This window comes from Ectopseudomonas toyotomiensis (assembly GCF_900115695.1).
In the GTDB taxonomy this organism is placed as follows: Bacteria; Pseudomonadota; Gammaproteobacteria; order Pseudomonadales; family Pseudomonadaceae; genus Aquipseudomonas; species Aquipseudomonas toyotomiensis.
Genome location: NZ_FOXK01000013.1, coordinates 1 through 18031, shown reverse-complemented (window position 1 = coordinate 18031; position 18031 = coordinate 1). Strand labels below are relative to the sequence as shown.

Annotated in this window: 31 protein-coding genes; all 31 read right to left on the bottom strand. The window is 58.2% G+C overall.

Features of this window, described 5'->3' with window-relative positions:
• Positions 1–79: 79 nt before the first annotated feature.
• Entirely contained in the window at positions 80–2230 is a 2151-nt protein-coding gene (gene katG / locus BM186_RS22565; protein WP_074918511.1) for a catalase/peroxidase HPI, read from the bottom strand.
• Between the two features lie 183 nt (positions 2231–2413).
• Positions 2414–3793: a Na+/H+ antiporter NhaC family protein gene (locus tag BM186_RS22560; protein WP_074918683.1), complete on the bottom strand. Its 1380-nt coding sequence runs from the start codon at positions 3791–3793 to the stop codon at positions 2414–2416.
• Positions 3794–3991: 198 nt separating this feature from the next.
• Positions 3992–4378, bottom strand: a complete 387-nt coding sequence (rplQ, locus tag BM186_RS22555; RefSeq protein WP_003243945.1) for a 50S ribosomal protein L17 — start codon at positions 4376–4378, stop codon at positions 3992–3994.
• A 44-nt stretch (positions 4379–4422) separates the two neighbouring features.
• Positions 4423–5424 (bottom strand): DNA-directed RNA polymerase subunit alpha, encoded by a 1002-nt coding sequence (locus BM186_RS22550; RefSeq protein ID WP_003463273.1) that lies wholly within the window; start codon positions 5422–5424, stop codon positions 4423–4425.
• Between the two features lie 22 nt (positions 5425–5446).
• Complete coding sequence (rpsD, locus tag BM186_RS22545; RefSeq protein WP_017675608.1) at positions 5447–6067, bottom strand: 30S ribosomal protein S4; 621 nt, start codon at positions 6065–6067, stop codon at positions 5447–5449.
• Between the two features lie 17 nt (positions 6068–6084).
• On the bottom strand, positions 6085–6474 hold the full coding sequence (rpsK, locus tag BM186_RS22540; protein ID WP_003243933.1) for a 30S ribosomal protein S11: 390 nt from the start codon (positions 6472–6474) through the stop codon (positions 6085–6087).
• A gap of 30 nt (positions 6475–6504) precedes the next feature.
• Complete coding sequence (rpsM, locus tag BM186_RS22535; protein WP_012019780.1) at positions 6505–6861, bottom strand: 30S ribosomal protein S13; 357 nt, start codon at positions 6859–6861, stop codon at positions 6505–6507.
• 133 nt (positions 6862–6994) lie between these two features.
• Positions 6995–7111: a 50S ribosomal protein L36 gene (gene rpmJ, locus BM186_RS22530; RefSeq protein WP_002555468.1), complete on the bottom strand. Its 117-nt coding sequence runs from the start codon at positions 7109–7111 to the stop codon at positions 6995–6997.
• Between the two features lie 28 nt (positions 7112–7139).
• Positions 7140–8468, bottom strand: coding sequence for a preprotein translocase subunit SecY (secY, locus tag BM186_RS22525; protein WP_017675609.1), 1329 nt, complete (start codon positions 8466–8468; stop codon positions 7140–7142).
• Positions 8469–8900 (bottom strand): 50S ribosomal protein L15, encoded by a 432-nt coding sequence (gene rplO / locus BM186_RS22520; protein WP_017675610.1) that lies wholly within the window; start codon positions 8898–8900, stop codon positions 8469–8471.
• 2 nt (positions 8901–8902) lie between these two features.
• A complete protein-coding gene (rpmD, locus tag BM186_RS22515) occupies positions 8903–9082 on the bottom strand; it encodes a 50S ribosomal protein L30 (RefSeq protein ID WP_003243922.1) in 180 nt (59 codons plus the stop codon).
• 2 nt (positions 9083–9084) lie between these two features.
• Entirely contained in the window at positions 9085–9585 is a 501-nt protein-coding gene (gene rpsE / locus BM186_RS22510; RefSeq protein ID WP_074918509.1) for a 30S ribosomal protein S5, read from the bottom strand.
• Between the two features lie 3 nt (positions 9586–9588).
• Complete coding sequence (gene rplR, locus BM186_RS22505; RefSeq protein WP_017675612.1) at positions 9589–9939, bottom strand: 50S ribosomal protein L18; 351 nt, start codon at positions 9937–9939, stop codon at positions 9589–9591.
• A gap of 11 nt (positions 9940–9950) precedes the next feature.
• Positions 9951–10484 (bottom strand): 50S ribosomal protein L6, encoded by a 534-nt coding sequence (gene rplF / locus BM186_RS22500; protein WP_017675613.1) that lies wholly within the window; start codon positions 10482–10484, stop codon positions 9951–9953.
• 13 nt (positions 10485–10497) lie between these two features.
• Entirely contained in the window at positions 10498–10890 is a 393-nt protein-coding gene (gene rpsH, locus BM186_RS22495; protein ID WP_003243915.1) for a 30S ribosomal protein S8, read from the bottom strand.
• Positions 10891–11082: 192 nt separating this feature from the next.
• Positions 11083–11388 (bottom strand): 30S ribosomal protein S14, encoded by a 306-nt coding sequence (rpsN, locus tag BM186_RS22490; protein ID WP_003463288.1) that lies wholly within the window; start codon positions 11386–11388, stop codon positions 11083–11085.
• A 14-nt stretch (positions 11389–11402) separates the two neighbouring features.
• A complete protein-coding gene (gene rplE / locus BM186_RS22485; RefSeq protein WP_017675614.1) occupies positions 11403–11942 on the bottom strand; it encodes a 50S ribosomal protein L5 in 540 nt (179 codons plus the stop codon).
• A gap of 19 nt (positions 11943–11961) precedes the next feature.
• The gene (gene rplX, locus BM186_RS22480; RefSeq protein ID WP_017675615.1) at positions 11962–12276 is read right to left on the bottom strand and encodes a 50S ribosomal protein L24; all 315 of its coding nucleotides are present in this window, start codon (positions 12274–12276) and stop codon (positions 11962–11964) included.
• Between the two features lie 11 nt (positions 12277–12287).
• On the bottom strand, positions 12288–12656 hold the full coding sequence (rplN, locus tag BM186_RS22475) for a 50S ribosomal protein L14 (protein ID WP_003243907.1): 369 nt from the start codon (positions 12654–12656) through the stop codon (positions 12288–12290).
• A gap of 23 nt (positions 12657–12679) precedes the next feature.
• Positions 12680–12946, bottom strand: a complete 267-nt coding sequence (rpsQ, locus tag BM186_RS22470; RefSeq protein ID WP_026088453.1) for a 30S ribosomal protein S17 — start codon at positions 12944–12946, stop codon at positions 12680–12682.
• Positions 12947–12948: 2 nt separating this feature from the next.
• The gene (gene rpmC, locus BM186_RS22465; protein WP_003463299.1) at positions 12949–13140 is read right to left on the bottom strand and encodes a 50S ribosomal protein L29; all 192 of its coding nucleotides are present in this window, start codon (positions 13138–13140) and stop codon (positions 12949–12951) included.
• The gene (rplP, locus tag BM186_RS22460; RefSeq protein WP_003243901.1) at positions 13140–13553 is read right to left on the bottom strand and encodes a 50S ribosomal protein L16; all 414 of its coding nucleotides are present in this window, start codon (positions 13551–13553) and stop codon (positions 13140–13142) included. The genes rpmC and rplP overlap by 1 nt, the downstream gene beginning before the upstream one ends.
• 12 nt (positions 13554–13565) lie before the next feature.
• Positions 13566–14252 carry a 30S ribosomal protein S3 gene (gene rpsC, locus BM186_RS22455; RefSeq protein WP_017675617.1) on the bottom strand — a complete coding sequence of 229 codons (687 nt, stop codon included), beginning with the start codon at positions 14250–14252 and terminating at the stop codon, positions 13566–13568.
• A gap of 13 nt (positions 14253–14265) precedes the next feature.
• Positions 14266–14598: a 50S ribosomal protein L22 gene (gene rplV / locus BM186_RS22450; protein WP_003103908.1), complete on the bottom strand. Its 333-nt coding sequence runs from the start codon at positions 14596–14598 to the stop codon at positions 14266–14268.
• A gap of 11 nt (positions 14599–14609) precedes the next feature.
• Positions 14610–14885 carry a 30S ribosomal protein S19 gene (rpsS, locus tag BM186_RS22445; RefSeq protein WP_017675618.1) on the bottom strand — a complete coding sequence of 92 codons (276 nt, stop codon included), beginning with the start codon at positions 14883–14885 and terminating at the stop codon, positions 14610–14612.
• 16 nt (positions 14886–14901) lie between these two features.
• Positions 14902–15726 (bottom strand): 50S ribosomal protein L2, encoded by an 825-nt coding sequence (gene rplB, locus BM186_RS22440; RefSeq protein WP_017675619.1) that lies wholly within the window; start codon positions 15724–15726, stop codon positions 14902–14904.
• A 14-nt stretch (positions 15727–15740) separates the two neighbouring features.
• Positions 15741–16040 carry a 50S ribosomal protein L23 gene (gene rplW / locus BM186_RS22435; RefSeq protein WP_003463306.1) on the bottom strand — a complete coding sequence of 100 codons (300 nt, stop codon included), beginning with the start codon at positions 16038–16040 and terminating at the stop codon, positions 15741–15743.
• Positions 16037–16639, bottom strand: a complete 603-nt coding sequence (rplD, locus tag BM186_RS22430) for a 50S ribosomal protein L4 (protein ID WP_072424511.1) — start codon at positions 16637–16639, stop codon at positions 16037–16039. The genes rplW and rplD overlap by 4 nt, the downstream gene beginning before the upstream one ends.
• A gap of 14 nt (positions 16640–16653) precedes the next feature.
• A complete protein-coding gene (gene rplC, locus BM186_RS22425) occupies positions 16654–17283 on the bottom strand; it encodes a 50S ribosomal protein L3 (protein ID WP_017675621.1) in 630 nt (209 codons plus the stop codon).
• Between the two features lie 83 nt (positions 17284–17366).
• Positions 17367–17678, bottom strand: a complete 312-nt coding sequence (gene rpsJ / locus BM186_RS22420; protein WP_003463313.1) for a 30S ribosomal protein S10 — start codon at positions 17676–17678, stop codon at positions 17367–17369.
• A 155-nt stretch (positions 17679–17833) separates the two neighbouring features.
• Positions 17834–18031: EF-Tu C-terminal domain-related protein (locus BM186_RS22415; RefSeq protein ID WP_074918507.1), on the bottom strand; the 198-nt coding region annotated here is incomplete at its 5' end.

Below are 18031 nucleotides of genomic sequence, written 5' to 3'. Positions count from 1 at the left end.
TTCGGTCAAGCAAAAGCACAACGCCTCCACGAGGGAGGCGTTGCGGTTTACTGACGCACCGTCGGTGCGCCAATCAGGCTCAGGCCAGATCGAAACGATCCAGGTTCATCACCTTGGTCCAGGCGGCGACGAAGTCCTTGACCAGCTTCTCCTTGCCGTCAGCACTGGCATAGACCTCGGCGTAAGCGCGCAGAATCGAATTGGAGCCGAACACCAGGTCGTTGCGGGTGGCGGTGTATTTCACCTGGCCATCCTTGCGTGTACGCCCTTCGAAGACTTCGTTGCTGTCATCGGCTGCCTTCCATACGGTGCCCATATCCAGCAGGTTAACGAAGAAATCGTTGGACAGCACACCGACCTTGTCGGTGAACACGCCATGCTGACTGCCGTCGTAGTTGGCGCCCAGCACTCGCAGGCCGCCGACCAGCGCAGTCATCTCCGGCGCGGTCAGTGTCAGCAACTGCGCCTTGTCGATCAGCATCGCCTCGGTGGGCACGCCCAGGTTGCCTTTGCTGTAGTTGCGGAAACCATCGGCGGCAGACTCCAGCACATCGAAGGAGTCGACATCGGTTTGATCCTGACGTGCATCGACACGGCCCGGCGCGAAGGGTACGTCTACGCTCACACCGGCAGCCTTGGCGGCCAGTTCGACACCGACATTACCGGCCAGCACGATCACATCGGCCAGTGAGGCCTTGCCGGATGCCTGCTGGATTTCCACCAGCTTCGGCAGCACCTTGATCGCCCGCTGGTTGGCGGCCCAATCCTTCTGCGGTGCCAGAGCCAGGCGCGCACCGTTGGCACCACCACGCTTGTCGCCACCGCGAAAGGTCGAGGCCGAGGCCCAGGCCACGGACACCAGATCACCCACCGACAGACCGGACGCCGCAATCTTCGCCTTCAGGTCAGCGATGTCGGCGGCACTCGGGTTGTGGGTGGCAGCCGGCAGCGGGTCTTGCCAGATCAGGTCCTCTTTCGGCACTTCCGGGCCCAGGTAGCGGGCTTTCGGCCCCATGTCGCGGTGGGTCAGCTTGTACCAGGCGCGCGCGAAGGCATCGGCGAAAGCCTGCGGATCTTCATAGAAGCGCTTGGAAATCTTGCCGAACTCCGGATCGAAGCGCAGGGTGAGGTCGGTGGTGAGCATGGTCGGCTTGTGGAATTTACCCGGCACGTGCGCATCCGGGATGATCTCCGGCGCGTCCTTGGCCACCCACTGCTTGGCACCAGCGGGGGACTTGGTCAGCTCCCACTCGAACTTGAACAGGTTCTCGAAGAAATTGTTGCTCCACAGCGCTGGGGTCTTCGTCCAGGTCACTTCCAGGCCACTGGAAACCGTGTCCTTGCCAAAGCCACTGCCGAAGTTGCTGGTCCAACCCAGACCCTGGGCTTCGATAGGTCCAGCCTCAGGCTCCGGCCCTTTGTGCGATTCCGGCGCCGCGCCATGCGCCTTGCCGAAGGTGTGGCCGCCCGCGATCAACGCGACGATTTCTTCGTCATCCATCGCCATGCGATAGAAGGTGGCGCGAATATCCTTGGCCGCTGCCAGATAGTCGCCGCTGGCATTGGGGCCCTCCGGGTTCACGTAGATCAGGCCCATGTGGGTGGCGCCAAAGGGTGCGGTCAGCTCGCGTTCATCATTGACGCGCTTGGGATCGACACCCAGCCAGGCGACTTCGGCGCCCCAGTTGACGTCCTGATCCGGTTCCCATACGTCTTCACGACCGGCACCGAAGCCGAAGGTGCGAAAACCCATGGATTCCAGCGCGACGTTACCAGCGAGGATGTACAGGTCGGCCCAGGAAATGGACTGGCCATACTTCTGCTTGATCGGCCACAGCAGGCGACGCGACTTGTCGATGTTGACGTTGTCCGGCCAGGAGTTGAGCGGCGCGAAACGCTGCTGACCACGGCCGCCACCGCCACGGCCATCGGTGGTGCGATAGGTGCCGGCAGAGTGCCAGGCCATGCGGATGAACTGCGGACCGTAGTGACCGAAGTCGGCAGGCCACCAGTCCTGACTGTCGGTCATCAGTCGGACCAGATCGGCCTTGAGCGCCTTGTAATCGAGCTTCTTGAAGGCTTCGGCGTAGTTGAATGTTTCACCCAGCGGATTGGATCGGTCGGAATGCTGATTGAGCAAATCCACACGCAGCTGATTCGGCCACCAATCTTTGTTGGTCGTGCCACCACCAGCGACGTGGTTGAACGGACATTTACCTTGGTTCGACATGGTTCTCTCCTTCTCCTCATCGGGTCGGTCCCAGCGAGTGCGACCAACAATGGGACAAGCCTAGACCCGCTTCGCCAGGCGAACCAATTCATGAAGCATAACGGCGCGATAGTTATTTTCTTTTGCGCGCGCCATGAAAAAACGGGCCACCAGGGCCCGCTCCTTCATGACGCGCAACAACCTTCAGGCGACGATAACGAAGCCTACGAAAGCCACTGCGGCGGCCACCAGCGTGTAAGGCAGCTGAGTGATCGCATGGCTGATCAGGTTGCAACCCGAGCCCTGTGCCGCCAGCACGGTGGAGTCGCTGTAGAAGCAGGCCTGACTGCCGAAGGCCGAGGCCGACATCAGCGCCCCGATCACCAGCGGAATGTCCGCGCCCAGGGCGTAGGCCAGGGGCATGACGATGGGAATGGTCACAGCGAAGATGCCCCAGGACGAGCCGGTAGCGAAGCTCAGCACCGCCATGCACAGGAACACCATGGCCGGCAGCATCTGCGGCGTCATGTAGGGCTTGAGCGTCTCGACCACGTACTGCGGCAGCATCAGCTGATCGCAGACATCCTTGAAGACGAAAGCTGCCACGCAAATGCCGATGGCCGGAAGCATCGTCTTGAAGCCGTGGACCATCTGATCGAGCATCTCCGACAGCGGCATCAGGCGCTGTACCAGATAGAACGGCAGAGTCAGCAGCATGGTGGCGATCATGCCCATCCATACGTCGATGTCGAAATACACGGTGAAGCCCACCAGCATCGCTAGCGGCACAAGGAAGTTGTATAGCTTTCCGCTCTCCTTGTCGGCGCCTTCGAACTCCTCTTCCAGCGACTTCATCGAATAGTTGTGCTCGGGACTCAGCTCACCAACGTGCATGGCACCAGCGGAGCCGTGGCGCGCCTGCAACTCGACCTTGCGCATCGGCCCGATATCCGGGAACAGCCCGGCGGCCACCAGCACCACCAGCAATACCGCAGCCCAGGCGTAGAGCATGTATGGAATGGCCTGGATGTAGACGTTGATGCCCTGACCAGTCTCGGCGATACCGTTGTTCTCCAGCAGGCCGCCAAAGAACACCGCCCAGGTGGACAGCGGCACCAATACACAGATCGGCGCGGCGGTGGAATCCACCACGTAAGCCAGCTTCTCGCGCGAAATTTTGAAACGGTCGGTAACGCGCTTCATGGTCTCACCGACCGTCAAGGCATTGAGGTAGTCATCGACGAAGATCACCACGCCGAGCACGAAAGTCATCAACAGCGAGGAGCGAGGCCCCTTGGCCAGCTTCAATGCACTGCGACCGAAGGCAAGGGCACCACCGGTACGCACCAGCAGGGCGATCAGCGCACCGAAGCTGCCACACACCAGGATCAGCCAGCCGATGGTTTCGTCCTGCATCACCTTCAGCGAGATTTCCGCGAAGCTCCCCAGCGCATCCTGGGGCGAAAGCAGCAACAGACCGCTGCAGGCGCCGATCAGCAAGGCCAGGATGGGGCGACGCAGCCAGATGGCGAGGGTCAGGACAACGGCAGGAGGGATAAGACTCAGAGCAGTAGGTTCGGACATGATCAGCAATTGTTCTTGTTGGGGCCGGCGCAGCGGCGAAACGGAGACTGCCGCACCTTACCCGAGCCCCTCTGCGTACACAATATCAAACAAGACGTGCGGAAAAATATTCACCCCACACACCGCGCGCTTCCGTTCGGCGAATCTCAGACAACAAAAAACCGGGCACAAGGCCCGGTTTCTTGTACAACCAGCAACTTACTCGGCAGCTTCTACCGAACCGCCGACCGGACGGTCGACCAGTTCAACGTAAGCCATCGGAGCGTTGTCGCCAGCGCGGAAACCGCACTTGAGGATGCGCAGGTAGCCGCCGTTACGGGTGGCGTAGCGCTTGCCCAGATCGTTGAACAGCTTGCCGACGATGGCTTTCGAACGGGTACGGTCGAAGGCCAGACGACGGTTGGCAACGCTGTCTTCCTTGGCCAGGGTGATCAGCGGCTCGGCAACGCGACGCAGTTCCTTGGCTTTCGGCAGGGTAGTTTTGATCAGCTCGTGCTCGAACAGCGAGACCGCCATGTTCTGGAACATGGCCTTGCGGTGAGCGCTGGTGCGGCTGAGGTGACGGCCACTTTTACGATGACGCATGGTTCAATTCCTTACCAAACTTGTTCGTTCGGTGATGATGACGATCAGGCAGTGGCCTTATCGTCTTTCTTCAGACTTGCCGGCGGCCAGTTGTCGAGGCGCATACCGAGGGACAGACCGCGAGAAGCCAGAACATCCTTGATTTCGGTCAGGGATTTCTTGCCCAGGTTCGGGGTTTTGAGCAGCTCTACTTCGGTGCGCTGAATCAGATCACCGATGTAGTAGATGTTCTCTGCCTTGAGGCAGTTGGCCGAACGTACGGTCAGTTCCAGGTCATCGACAGGACGCAGCAGGATCGGATCGATCTCGTCTTCCTGCTCGACCACCACTGGCTCGCTGTCGCCCTTGAGGTCGACGAACGCGGCCAACTGCTGCTGCAGGATGGTCGCGGCACGACGGATAGCCTCTTCAGGGTCCAGAGTACCGTTGGTTTCCAGGTCGATAACCAGTTTGTCCAGGTTGGTGCGCTGCTCAACACGGGCGTTTTCCACCACGTAAGCAACCCGACGCACAGGGCTGAACGAAGCATCCAGCTGCAAGCGACCAATGCTGCGGCTTTCATCTTCGTCGCTCTGACGCGCGTCAGCCGGCTCATAGCCGCGACCACGAGCCACGGTGAGCTTCATGTTCAGCGCGCCATTGGAAGCCAGGTTGGCGATTACGTGGTCGCCATTGACGATTTCGACATCGTGATCCAGCTGAATATCGGCAGCGGTAACTACGCCCGGGCCCTTCTTAGCCAGAGTCAGGGTCACTTCGTCACGGCCGTGCAGCTTGATAGCCAGACCTTTCAGGTTGAGCAGGATCTCAATGACATCTTCCTGCACACCTTCGATCGCGGAGTACTCATGGAGTACGCCATCGATCTCGGCCTCGACTACTGCACAGCCAGGCATGGAGGACAACAGGATGCGACGCAGCGCGTTGCCCAGGGTATGGCCAAAGCCACGCTCGAGAGGCTCGAGGGTGATCTTGGCGCGGGTCGGACTGACCTCCTGCACATCGATGTGACGGGGGGTCAGGAACTCATTTACCGAAATCTGCATGGATGCACCTATTTTCTAGCCCTTACTTGGAGTAGAGCTCGACAATCAGGCTCTCGTTGATGTCAGCGGACAGATCGCCACGAGCCGGTACGTTCTTGAACACACCAGACTTCTTCTCGGCGTCTACTTCTACCCACTCAACACGGCCACGCTGGGCGCAGAGCTCGAGAGCCTGAGCGATGCGCAGCTGATTACGCGATTTCTCGCGAACAGCAACGACGTCGCCAGCCTTAACTTGGTAGGACGGTACGTTTACGGTCTGACCGTTGACGCTGATCGCTTTGTGCGAAACCAGCTGACGGGACTCGGCACGAGTGGCGCCAAAACCCATACGGTAAACCACGTTGTCCAGACGGCACTCCAGCAGTTGCAACAGATTTTCGCCGGTGGCGCCTTTCTGGCTGGCAGCTTGCTTGTAGTAACCGCTGAATTGACGCTCCAGTACGCCGTAGATACGACGAACTTTTTGCTTCTCACGCAGCTGGGTGCCGTAGTCGGACTGACGGCCACGGCGCTGGCCGTGGATACCCGGGGCTGCTTCGATGTTGCACTTAGATTCAAGCGCGCGAACACCACTCTTCAGAAAGAGATCGGTGCCTTCACGACGAGACAGTTTGCACTTGGGACCAATGTAACGAGCCATTTCTCACTGTCTCCTGATTACACGCGACGCTTCTTCGGCGGACGGCACCCGTTGTGCGGGATTGGCGTCACGTCGGTGATGCTGGCGATTTTGTAGCCGCAGGCGTTCAGAGCACGCACGGCGGATTCGCGACCTGGGCCTGGACCTTTGACGTTGACGTCGAGGTTCTTCAGACCGTATTCCAGTGCAGCCTGACCAGCGCGCTCGGCGGCGATCTGAGCAGCGAACGGAGTGGACTTACGCGAGCCGCGGAAACCCGAACCACCAGAGGTAGCCCAGGACAGGGCGTTACCCTGACGGTCGGTAATGGTCACGATAGTGTTGTTGAAAGACGCGTGGATGTGGGCGATGCCATCAACCACCGTCTTTTTGACTTTTTTACGAGTACGAGCAGCAGGTTTTGCCATGACTAAATTCCTGTCGATTCGCGAATGCGATTACTTGCGGATCGGCTTACGCGGGCCCTTACGGGTGCGAGCGTTGGTCTTGGTACGCTGACCGCGAACCGGCAGACCTTTACGATGACGCAGGCCACGGTAGCAACCCAGATCCATCAAGCGCTTGATCTTCATATTCACTTCACGACGCAGGTCGCCTTCGGTATTCACCTTGGCTACTTCGCCACGCAGCTGTTCGATCTGCTCGTCAGTCAGATCCTTGATTTTCGCAGCCGGGTTTACACCGGTAGCGGCACAGATTTTCTGTGCGGTGGTGCGACCAACACCATAGATGTAGGTCAGCGAGATAACAGTGTGCTTGTTATCCGGAATGTTAACGCCTGCAATACGGGCCATTCAGTGGAACTCCAATTGACAGCTACCTACGCCCCGGAAGCCAAGAAATAGGGCGCGAGATATTAACGCTGTAATAACAAATAATCAACCCGGCAGCGCACTAGCTGCCGGGCTTATCACGCGTGGTTCACACTCAGCCTTGGCGCTGCTTGTGACGCGGCTCTGCGCTGCAGATCACCCGCACGACACCTTCGCGACGGATAATTTTGCAGTTACGGCACAGCTTTTTCACCGATGCACGAACTTTCATTACCAACTCCTCGAACCTTACGGGTGGATCAGCGGAGCATGCCGCTGCCATAGCCCTTCAGGTTGGCTTTCTTCATCAGGGAATCGTACTGGTGAGACACGAGGTGCGATTGCACTTGGGACATGAAGTCCATTACAACCACGACCACGATCAGCAACGAGGTCCCGCCAAGGTAGAACGGAACGTTGGCTGCAACCACCAGGAACTGGGGCAACAGGCACACGGCCGTCATGTACAGAGCACCGAACATGGTCAAGCGGGTCAGAACGCCATCGATATAGCGTGCAGACTGCTCGCCCGGACGGATGCCCGGAATAAAGGCACCGGACTTCTTCAGGTTTTCCGCTACGTCTTTCGGGTTGAACATCAGCGCTGTGTAGAAGAAGCAGAAGAAAATGATCCCTGCACTAAACAGCAGAATGTTCAACGGCTGACCAGGAGCGATAGCCTGCGAAATGTCCTGCAGCCAGCCCAAACCCTCGGACTGACCAAACCAGGCACCCAGCGAGGCCGGGAACAGCAGAAGGCTGCTGGCGAAGATGGCCGGGATTACGCCCGCCATGTTCACCTTCAACGGCAGGTGGCTGGTCTGCGCAGCGAAGACCTTGCGGCCCTGCTGACGCTTGGCATAGTGCACCGCAATGCGACGCTGACCACGCTCAATGAACACCACGAAACCGATGATCGCTACTGCCAGCAGGCCGATGGCGATCAGAGCGAAGATGTTGATATCGCCCTGACGAGCAGACTCGAAAGACTGCCCGATCGCCGACGGCAGACCGGCCACGATGCCTGCAAAAATCAGCATCGAGATACCGTTGCCGACACCGCGCTCGGTGATCTGCTCGCCCAGCCACATCATGAACATCGCGCCCGCCACAAAAGTGGTGATCGCCACGAAGTGGAAGCCGAAATCGCCCGAGAACGCAACGCCCTGACTAGCCAGACCAACGGACATACCGATGGCCTGAACGAACGCCAGAACGAGAGTGCCGTAGCGGGTGTACTGGCTGATCTTGCGACGGCCAGCTTCACCTTCCTTCTTCAACTGTTCCAGCTGCGGGCTGACAGCGGTCATCAGCTGCATGATGATCGATGCCGAAATGTACGGCATGATCCCCAGCGCAAAGATGCTCATCCGCTCCAGCGCGCCGCCGGAAAACATGTTGAACAAGCTAAGAATGGTCCCCTCATTCTGCCGGAACAGATCCGCCAGTCGGTCTGGGTTGATGCCAGGAACCGGGATGTGCGCACCTATCCGGTAGACGATGATCGCCAGGAACAGGAAACGCAGACGAGCCCAGAGTTCGGACAACCCGCCACCTGCCAGCGCTGAGAGAGCACCTTGCTTAGCCATTTAGTCCTCGAACTTACCGCCAGCTGCTTCGATAGCCGCACGCGCACCCTTGGTGGCGGCGATACCTTTCAGGGTGACCGCACGGGTAACCTCACCGGACAGCATGACTTTCACACGCTGTACGTGATGGCCTACCAGATTGGCATCCTTCAGAGCCTGCAGAGTTACAACACCCTCTACCTTGTTCAGCTCGGAGGTACGCACTTCGGCGCGATCCATAGCCTTCAGGGAGACGAAGCCGAACTTCGGCAGACGGCGGTGCAGCGGCTGCTGACCACCCTCGAAGCCCGGAGCGATGGAACCACCGGAGCGGGAGGTTTGACCTTTGTGGCCACGGCCACCAGTCTTACCCAGACCGCTACCGATGCCACGGCCCGGACGGTGCTTCTCGCGACGGGCACCCGGCGCGGAACGCAGATCGTTCAGTTGCATGATTAACCCTCCACCTTCAGCAGGTAGTAAGCCTTGTTGATCATGCCGCGGTTTTCCGGAGTATCCAGAACCTCTACGGTGTGACCGATGCGACGCAGGCCCAGGCCCTTGACGCAAGCTTTGTGATTGGCCAGACGGCCATTGGTGCTCTTGATCAGAGTCACTTTGACGGTATTAGCCATGGTTAGAGAATCTCCTCGACGCTCTTGCCACGCTTGGCTGCAACGGATGCTGGAGACTGCATGGTCTTCAGACCCTTGAAAGTGGCGTGAACCACGTTCACCGGGTTGGTCGAGCCGTAGCACTTGGCCAGAACGTTCTGCACGCCAGCCACTTCCAGCACGGCACGCATGGCGCCGCCGGCGATGATACCGGTACCTTCCGAAGCCGGCTGCATGAACACCTTGGAGGCGCCGTGAGCGGACTTGATCGGGTACTGCAGAGTGGTGCCGTTCAGATCAACTTGGATCATGTTGCGACGAGCAGCTTCCATCGCCTTCTGGATAGCAGCCGGAACTTCGCGGGACTTGCCACGGCCGAAACCGACGCGACCCTTGCCATCACCCACCACGGTCAGCGCGGTGAAAGTGAAGATACGGCCACCCTTTACGGTCTTGGCAACGCGGTTAACCTGAACCAGCTTCTCGATGTAGCCTTCGTCGCGCTTTTGGTCGTTATTTGCCATAACTTAGAACTCCAGCCCGCCTTCACGAGCAGCATCAGCCAGCGCCTTGACGCGGCCGTGGTACTTGAAGCCAGAACGGTCGAATGCCACCTGGGTCACACCAGCGGCTTTCGCACGCTCAGCAACCAGCGCACCAACTTTCTTGGCTGCGTCGACGTTGCCGGTGGCGCCATCACGCAGTGCTTTGTCCAAGGTAGAGGCGCTGGCCAGAACCTTGCTGCCGTCGGCCGAGATGACCTGGGCGTAGATGTGCTGCGAAGAGCGGTACACGCACAGACGCACGGCTTCGAGCTCGTGCATTTTCAGGCGTGCTTTGCGAGCGCGACGCAGACGAGTAACTTTTTTGTCGGTCATTTTTCAGCCCCTTACTTCTTCTTGGCTTCTTTACGACGGACAACTTCATCCGCGTAACGAACGCCTTTGCCCTTGTAGGGCTCAGGACGACGGAAGTCACGGATTTCCGCAGCCACCTGACCCACCAGTTGCTTGTCGATACCCTTGATCAGGATTTCGGTCTGGTTCGGGGTTTCAGCCACGACGCCTTCCGGCAGTTCGTAGTCGATCGGGTGGGAGAAGCCCAGTGCGAGGTTCAGCACCTGGCCTTTGGCTTGAGCTTTGTAGCCCACGCCGACCAGCTGCAGCTTACGCTCGAAGCCTTGGCTGACACCGATGACCATGTTGTTCACCAGGGCACGAGTAGTACCGGCCATAGCGCGGTTCTGCTGGTCGCCATTACGGGCGGCGAAACGCAGTTCGCTACCTTCCTGGATCACTTCCACGGACGAGTGAACGTTCAGTTCCAGAGCGCCCTTGGCACCCTTGACCGAGAGCTGCTGACCGGCGAGTTTGATCTCGACACCGGCAGGCAGCACAACGGGGTTCTTAGCAACGCGAGACATGCTTATCCCCCCCTTAGAACACGGTGCAGAGCACTTCGCCGCCGACACCGGCAGCGCGCGCAGCGCGATCCGTCATCACACCTTTGTTGGTGGAGACGATGGAAACACCGAGACCGCCGCGAACCTTCGGCAGGTCATCGACGGATTTGTATTGACGAAGGCCAGGACGGCTCACGCGCTTGACTTCCTCGATGACCGGACGGCCTTCGAAGTACTTCAGCTCGATGGACAGTTGTGGCTTGGCTTCACCATTGACTTCATAACCCGCAATGTAACCTTCGTCTTTCAGAACTTTGGCTACGGCTACCTTCAGAGTGGAAGAAGGCATGCTTACGACGGACTTTTCAGCCATCTGGGCATTACGGATACGAGTTAGCATGTCCGCTAACGGGTCCTGCATACTCATGGGCTAGACGCTCCTGATACAAAAAGAACAGCCCGAGGGCTGTGGGATCATCCAAAAGCTCGGCATGGAAATACCAGGCTCAGGAGAGCCGGACATTCTAGAGACCGATCAAAAATGAATCAAGCCCCAAAAGGGGCTTGTTCAAATAAAGACAAAGCCGGCACTAGGCCGGCTTCGCTTTTTTTACTGCTGTTACCAGCTGGCTTTCACCAGGCCCGGTACGTCACCGCGCATGGCGGCTTCGCGCAGCTTGTTACGCGACAGACCGAACTTGCGGTAAACGCCGTGCGGACGGCCGGTGATGCGGCAACGGTTACGCAGGCGCGAGGCGCTGGCGTCACGTGGTTGCTTCTGCAGAGCGACCTGAGCTTCCCAACGCGCTTCCGGACTGGTGTTCGGGTTAGCGATGGTGGCTTTCAGCTCGGCACGCTTCTTGGCGTACTTGGCAACCGTTTGCTGACGCTTCAGCTCGCGGTTCTTCATGCTTGTCTTGGCCATTATCCAGACTCCGATCAGTTGCGGAACGGGAAGTTGAAAGCACGCAGCAGAGCGCGGCCTTCATCATCGTTACGGGCAGTGGTAGTCAGGGTGATGTCCAGACCACGCAGCGCATCGATTTTGTCGTAATCGATTTCCGGGAAGATGATCTGCTCTTTCACGCCCATGCTGTAGTTGCCACGACCATCGAAGGACTTGGCATTCAGGCCGCGGAAGTCACGCACGCGCGGCAGGGAGATGGACAGCAGACGATCCAGGAACTCGTACATACGCTCGCGACGCAGAGTGACCTTGACGCCAATCGGCCAACCTTCACGAACCTTGAAACCGGCGATCGACTTGCGGGCATGAGTCACAACGACTTTCTGACCGGTAATCTTCTCGAGGTCGGCAACAGCGTTTTCGATGATCTTCTTGTCACCGATCGCTTCGCCCAGGCCCATGTTCAGGGTGATCTTGGTGATGCGCGGAACTTCCATCACGTTCGCCAGCTTCAGTTCTTCCTTCAGCTTGGGCGCGATTTCCTTCCGGTAAATCTCTTTCAGTCGTGCCATGGTATTTACCTACGGATTCTCAAGCGCCAACCGGCTTCTGGGTGGACTTGAAGACACGAATTTTCTTGCCGTCTTCGGTCTTGAAGCCAACGCGGTCAGCCTTGTTGGTTTCAGAGTTGAAGATGGCAACGTTGGAAGCGTGCAGAGGCGCTTCTTTCTCGACGATACCGCCTTGAACGCCCGACATCGGGTTCGGCTTGGTATGACGCTTCACCAGGTTGATGCCACCGACGACCAGACGGTCGTCAGCGAGAACCTTGAGCACCTTACCGCGCTTACCTTTGTCTTTGCCGGCGATCACGATGATCTCGTCGTCACGACGAATCTTTTGCATGTCGGATCTCCTTAAAGCACTTCAGGGGCGAGCGAGACGATCTTCATGAACTTCTCGGAACGCAGTTCACGGGTCACTGGCCCGAAGATACGGGTACCGATCGGCTCTTGCTTGTTGTTCAGCAGAACAGCAGCGTTGCCGTCGAAGCGAATGATCGAACCGTCGGCACGACGAACGCCGTGACGGGTACGAACAACCACTGCGGTCATGACCTGACCTTTCTTCACTTTGCCGCGCGGAATTGCTTCCTTGACGGTGACCTTGATGATGTCGCCGATGCCGGCGTAGCGACGATGAGAGCCGCCCAGCACCTTGATGCACATAACGCGACGTGCACCACTGTTATCAGCAACATCGAGCATGGATTGAGTCTGAATCATAAAATTTCTCCGACCCCTAGCCCTTAGACGTCAACTGCGCGTTCGACGACTTCAACCAGAGCCCAGGACTTGGTCTTGGACTGCGGACGGGTTTCGCGAATGGAAACCTTGTCGCCGATCTTGCACTGGTTGGTTTCGTCGTGAGCGTGCAGTTTGGTCGAACGCTTGACGTATTTACCGTAGATCGGGTGCTTTACACGGCGCTCGATCAGAACGGTGATGGTCTTGTCCATCTTGTCGCTGACAACACGGCCGGTCAGCGTACGGACTGTTTTTTCGGCTTCAGCCATGATCACTTACCTGCCTGCTGGTTGAGCACAGTTTTCACACGAGCGATGTCGCGCTTAACTTGCGAGAGCAGGTGAGACTGCCCCAACTGGCCAGTTGCTTTCTGCATGCGCAGATTGAACTGGTCGCGCAGCAGACCGAGCAGTTGCTCGTTCAGTTGCTGTGCGGTTTTTTCACGAAGTTCGGTCGCTTTCATCACATCACCGTCCGCTTAACAAAGGTGGTGGCGAGCGGCAGCTTTGCAGCAGCCAGGGCGAAAGCCTCGCGCGCCAGCTCTTCGGAAACGCCTTCGATCTCGTACAGGACCTTGCCTGGCTGGATCTGGGCTACCCAATATTCGACGCCACCCTTACCTTTACCCATCCGCACTTCGAGAGGCTTCTTGGTAACCGGCTTGTCCGGGAATACGCGAATCCAGATCTTGCCGCCACGTTTTACGTGACGAGTCAGAGCACGACGAGCGGACTCGATCTGACGGGCGGTGAGACGACCGCGGGCTACAGACTTCAGCGCGAACTCGCCGAAGCTGACCTTGCTACCGCGCTGAGCCAGACCACGGTTGTGGCCGGTCATCTGCTTGCGGAACTTCGTACGCTTTGGTTGCAACATGATGCGTACTCCTTATTTCTTAGCAGCTTTACGAGGAGCGGGCGCTTGCGGCTTCAGCTCTTCAGTGCGGCCACCAATGACCTCACCCTTGAAGATCCAAACCTTGACGCCGATCACACCGTAAGTGGTGTGCGCTTCGTAGGTGGCGTAATCGATATCTGCACGCAGAGTGTGCAGGGGCACACGACCTTCGCGATACCACTCGGTACGGGCGATTTCAGCGCCACCAAGACGACCACTCACCTGGATCTTGATGCCCTTGGCACCAATACGCATGGCGTTCTGTACAGCGCGCTTCATGGCGCGACGGAACATTACGCGGCGCTCCAGCTGCTGAGCTACGCTCTGTGCAACCAGCATACCGTCGAGCTCCGGCTTGCGGATCTCTTCGATGTTGATGTGCACCGGCACACCCATTTGCTTGGTCAGGTCCTGACGCAGCTTCTCAACATCTTCACCTTTCTTGCCGATCACGATACCGGGACGAGCGGTGTGGATGGTGATGCGTGCGGTTTGAGCCGGACGAGCGATGTCGATACGGCTAACGGACGCGCTTTTTAGTTTGTCTTGCAGGTATGCACGAACCTTCAGGTCGGCATTCAGGTAGTCGGCGTAAGTGCGACCATCTGCATACCAAACCGAAGTGTGATCCTTGACGATTCCCAGGCGGATGCCAACGGGATGTACTTTCTGACCCATCTGATCGACTCCGTTACTTGTCCGCAACCTTGACAGTGATATGGCAAGACCGCTTGACGATGCGATCAGCACGGCCTTTGGCACGCGGCATGATGCGCTTAAGCGAACGCCCTTCGTTGACGAAAACGGTGCTGACCTTCAGGTCATCAACGTCTGCGCCTTCGTTGTGCTCGGCGTTGGCAACGGCCGACTCCAGCACTTTCTTCATGATCTCGGCGGCTTTCTTGCTGCTGAAAGCCAGCAGGTTGAGCGCTTCGCCCACCTTCTTCCCGCGGATCTGGTCGGCGACCAGGCGAGCTTTCTGGGCGGAGATGCGAGCGCCCGACAACTTAGCGGCTACTTCCATTTCCAAACCCCTTAACGCTTGCCTTTCTTGTCGGCAACGTGACCACGATAGGTACGCGTGCCGGCAAATTCGCCCAGTTTGTGGCCGACCATGTCTTCGTTCACGAGGACCGGGACATGTTGACGACCGTTATGCACAGCGATGGTCAGACCGACCATCTGCGGCAGGATCATGGAACGACGCGACCAGGTCTTAACCGGTTTGCGTTCGTTCTTTTCCACCGCCGCTTCGACCTTCTTCAGTAGGTGAAGATCGATAAAAGGACCTTTTTTCAGAGAACGTGGCACTGTCGTATCCCTCTATTTACTTGCGACGACGGACGATCATGTTGTCGGTGCGCTTGTTAGCACGGGTTTTCGCGCCCTTGGTCGGGAAGCCCCATGGCGACACCGGATGACGACCACCGGAGGTACGACCCTCACCACCACCGTGCGGGTGATCAACCGGGTTCATGGCAACACCACGAACGGTCGGACGAACACCGCGCCAGCGCTTGGCACCGGCCTTACCCAGCGAACGCAGGCTGTGCTCGGAGTTCGAGACTTCGCCCAGGGTCGCACGGCACTCGGAAAGGACTTTGCGCATTTCGCCGGAGCGCAGACGCAGAGTCACATAGGCACCTTCACGAGCGATCAGCTGAGCGGAAGCACCAGCGGAACGAGCGATCTGAGCACCTTTACCCGGCTTCAGCTCGATACCGTGAACGGTCGAACCTACCGGAATGTTGCGCAGCTGCAGGCTGTTGCCCGGCTTGATCGGAGCCATGATGCCCGCAATCAGCTGGTCGCCAGCAGAAACGCCCTTCGGAGCGATGATGTAGCGACGTTCGCCGTCAGCGTACTTCAGCAGAGCGATGTGAGCAGTACGGTTCGGATCGTATTCCACGCGTTCGACGGTGGCAGGAATGCCATCCTTGTCGTTGCGACGGAAGTCGACCAGACGGTAATGCTGCTTATGACCACCACCGATATGACGGGTGGTAATACGGCCATTGTTGTTACGACCACCGGACTTCGACTTTTTCTCGAGCAGCGGAGCGTACGGAGCGCCTTTGTGCAGCTCCTGATTGACCACCTTGACCACAAAACGGCGGCCAGCGGAAGTCGGTTTGCATTTAACGATTGCCATGATGCACCCCTTCCTTACTCAGCACTGCTGGTGAAATCGAGTTCTTGGCCCGGCTGAAGGGAGATAACTGCCTTCTTCCAGTCGTTACGCTTGCCCAGACCGCGAGCGGTGCGCTTGCTCTTACCCAGAACGTTCTGGGTAGTAACGCGCTCAACCTTCACGCCGAACAGGCCTTCGACAGCCTTCTTGATTTCCAGCTTGGTCGCATCGGTAGCGACTTTGAAAACGAACTGACCTTGCTTGTCAGCCAGAACCGTGGCCTTCTCGGAGATGTGCGGGCCAAGCAGCACTTTGAATACGCGTTCCTGGTTCATCCCAGCAGCTCCTCGAATTTCTTCACGGCCGAAACGGTGACCAGCACCTTCTCGTACGCGATCAGGCTGACCGGATCGGAACCCTGGACGTCACGTACATCAACGTGCGGCAGGTTGCGGGCAGCCAGGTACAGGTTCTCATCGACAGCGTCGGATACGATCAGCACGTCGGTCAGGCCCAGGCCATTGAGTTTGGCCAGCAGGGTCTTGGTCTTCGGCGCATCAACGGCGAAGTCTTCGACCACGACCAGACGGTCGGTACGAACGAGCTCAGCAAGGATGGAGCGCAGAGCTGCGCGGTACATCTTCTTGTTCAGCTTTTGCTCGTGGTTGCGGGTGGACGCTGCGAAGGTCACACCACCGCCACGCCAGATCGGACCACGAGTGGTACCAGCACGAGCACGACCAGTGCCCTTCTGACGCCATGGGCGCTTACCGCCACCGGAAACGTCGGAACGGGACTTCTGACCTTTGGTGCCCTGACGGCCGCCAGCCATGTAGGCCACGACTGCTTGGTGAACCAGTGTCTCGTTGAACTCGCCACCGAAGGTCGCTTCGGACACTTCGATCGCCTGAGCGCCATTTACATTCAATTGCATCTCAGATTCTCCCCTTACGCCTTGGCAGCCGGACGAACGATAACGTCGCCGCCAGTAGCGCCAGGAACGGCACCCTTGACCAGCAGCAGATTACGCTCGGCGTCTACGCGCACGACTTCCAGGGACTGCACGGTAACGCGCTCAGCACCCATGTGGCCGGACATCTTCTTGCCCTTGAATACGCGACCCGGGGTCTGGCACTGGCCAATGGAACCCGGAACACGGTGGGACACGGAGTTGCCGTGAGTGTTGTCCTGGCCGCGGAAGTTCCAACGCTTGATGGTACCGGCGAAGCCTTTACCTTTGGACTGACCGGTGACATCCACCAGTTGACCAGCTTGGAAAATTTCAGCGTTGATCAGATCGCCAGCCTGGTAGTCGCCTTCTTCAAGACGGAACTCCAGAACGGTACGACCTGCCGCGACGTTCGCCTTGGCGAAGTGGCCAGCTTGAGCTGCTGTAACACGCGAAGCACGACGCTCGCCAACAGTGACTTGCACTGCGCGATAGCCATCGGATTCTTCGGTTTTAAACTGGGTGACGCGATTCGGCTCGATCTCGATGACCGTAACCGGAATGGAGACACCTTCTTCGGTGAAAATACGGGTCATACCCGCTTTACGACCGACTACACCAATAGTCATGTTGTAAACCTCATGAGTGTACGGGGCTTTCACCCGCTATGGCCGCCCATTTCAGAGCGTTACACGACTAAAACCGCCAGGTTTTAGCCGAGGCTGATCTGCACTTCCACGCCTGCCGCAAGGTCAAGCTTCATCAGCGCGTCAACGGTTTTATCCGTCGGCTGGACGATGTCCAGAACACGCTTATGAGTGCGGATTTCGTACTGATCGCGCGCGTCTTTGTTGACGTGCGGGGAGACCAGAACGGTGTACCGCTCCTTACGAGTAGGCAGAGGAATCGGACCACGCACCTGAGCACCAGTACGTTTCGCGGTTTCCACGATTTCCTGGGTAGATTGATCGATCAGGCGATGGTCAAAAGCCTTCAACCGAATACGGATTTGTTGGTTTTGCATTTTGACCTCAGATTCCAAGCTGCTAATCCCCACAGACGGACTACGCCCGCTCGAGGGAGGCGCAATTGTACGGATGCCCCCCAGGGGTGTCAACTTTTAACCAGTCCAAAAGAAAAGGGCCCCGAAGGGCCCTTTTCCATACCGCAGATCGTTGATTACTCGACGATCTTGGCAACCACGCCAGCACCAACGGTACGGCCGCCTTCGCGAATCGCGAAACGCAGACCATCTTCCATGGCGATCGGCTTGATCAGGGTAACAACCATTTTGATGTTGTCGCCCGGCATTACCATCTCAACGCCTTCCGGCAGTTCGCACGAACCGGTCACGTCAGTGGTACGGAAGTAGAACTG

Coding starts and splice junctions, on each gene's coding strand:
- katG (WP_074918511.1), bottom strand. CDS start 2,230: ATGTCGAACCAAGGTAAATGTCCGTTCAACCACGTCGCTGGTGGTGGC.
- BM186_RS22560 (WP_074918683.1), bottom strand. CDS start 3,793: ATGTCCGAACCTACTGCTCTGAGTCTTATCCCTCCTGCCGTTGTCCTG.
- rplQ (WP_003243945.1), bottom strand. CDS start 4,378: ATGCGTCATCGTAAAAGTGGCCGTCACCTCAGCCGCACCAGCGCTCAC.
- BM186_RS22550 (WP_003463273.1), bottom strand. CDS start 5,424: ATGCAGATTTCGGTAAATGAGTTCCTGACCCCCCGTCACATCGATGTG.
- rpsD (WP_017675608.1), bottom strand. CDS start 6,067: ATGGCTCGTTACATTGGTCCCAAGTGCAAACTGTCTCGTCGTGAAGGC.
- rpsK (WP_003243933.1), bottom strand. CDS start 6,474: ATGGCAAAACCTGCTGCTCGTACTCGTAAAAAAGTCAAAAAGACGGTG.
- rpsM (WP_012019780.1), bottom strand. CDS start 6,861: ATGGCCCGTATTGCAGGCGTTAACATTCCGGATAACAAGCACACTGTT.
- rpmJ (WP_002555468.1), bottom strand. CDS start 7,111: ATGAAAGTTCGTGCATCGGTGAAAAAGCTGTGCCGTAACTGCAAAATT.
- secY (WP_017675609.1), bottom strand. CDS start 8,468: ATGGCTAAGCAAGGTGCTCTCTCAGCGCTGGCAGGTGGCGGGTTGTCC.
- rplO (WP_017675610.1), bottom strand. CDS start 8,900: ATGCAACTGAACGATCTGCGTTCCGCGCCGGGTGCCCGTCGCGAGAAG.
- rpmD (WP_003243922.1), bottom strand. CDS start 9,082: ATGGCTAATACCGTCAAAGTGACTCTGATCAAGAGCACCAATGGCCGT.
- rpsE (WP_074918509.1), bottom strand. CDS start 9,585: ATGGCAAATAACGACCAAAAGCGCGACGAAGGCTACATCGAGAAGCTG.
- rplR (WP_017675612.1), bottom strand. CDS start 9,939: ATGACCGACAAAAAAGTTACTCGTCTGCGTCGCGCTCGCAAAGCACGC.
- rplF (WP_017675613.1), bottom strand. CDS start 10,484: ATGTCTCGCGTTGCTAAGAACCCCGTTGTGCTGCCTGCCGGTGTCGAG.
- rpsH (WP_003243915.1), bottom strand. CDS start 10,890: ATGAGTATGCAGGACCCGTTAGCGGACATGCTAACTCGTATCCGTAAT.
- rpsN (WP_003463288.1), bottom strand. CDS start 11,388: ATGGCCAAGACAAGCATGAAGAACCGCGAGCTGAAGCGTCAGCAAACG.
- rplE (WP_017675614.1), bottom strand. CDS start 11,942: ATGGCACGACTGAAAGAGATTTACCGGAAGGAAATCGCGCCCAAGCTG.
- rplX (WP_017675615.1), bottom strand. CDS start 12,276: ATGCAAAAGATTCGTCGTGACGACGAGATCATCGTGATCGCCGGCAAA.
- rplN (WP_003243907.1), bottom strand. CDS start 12,656: ATGATTCAGACTCAATCCATGCTCGATGTTGCTGATAACAGTGGTGCA.
- rpsQ (WP_026088453.1), bottom strand. CDS start 12,946: ATGGCTGAAGCCGAAAAAACAGTCCGTACGCTGACCGGCCGTGTTGTC.
- rpmC (WP_003463299.1), bottom strand. CDS start 13,140: ATGAAAGCGACCGAACTTCGTGAAAAAACCGCACAGCAACTGAACGAG.
- rplP (WP_003243901.1), bottom strand. CDS start 13,553: ATGTTGCAACCAAAGCGTACGAAGTTCCGCAAGCAGATGACCGGCCAC.
- rpsC (WP_017675617.1), bottom strand. CDS start 14,252: ATGGGTCAGAAAGTACATCCCGTTGGCATCCGCCTGGGAATCGTCAAG.
- rplV (WP_003103908.1), bottom strand. CDS start 14,598: ATGGAAGTAGCCGCTAAGTTGTCGGGCGCTCGCATCTCCGCCCAGAAA.
- rplB (WP_017675619.1), bottom strand. CDS start 15,726: ATGGCAATCGTTAAATGCAAACCGACTTCCGCTGGCCGCCGTTTTGTG.
- rplW (WP_003463306.1), bottom strand. CDS start 16,040: ATGAACCAGGAACGCGTATTCAAAGTGCTGCTTGGCCCGCACATCTCC.
- rplD (WP_072424511.1), bottom strand. CDS start 16,639: ATGCAATTGAATGTAAATGGCGCTCAGGCGATCGAAGTGTCCGAAGCG.
- rplC (WP_017675621.1), bottom strand. CDS start 17,283: ATGACTATTGGTGTAGTCGGTCGTAAAGCGGGTATGACCCGTATTTTC.
- rpsJ (WP_003463313.1), bottom strand. CDS start 17,678: ATGCAAAACCAACAAATCCGTATTCGGTTGAAGGCTTTTGACCATCGC.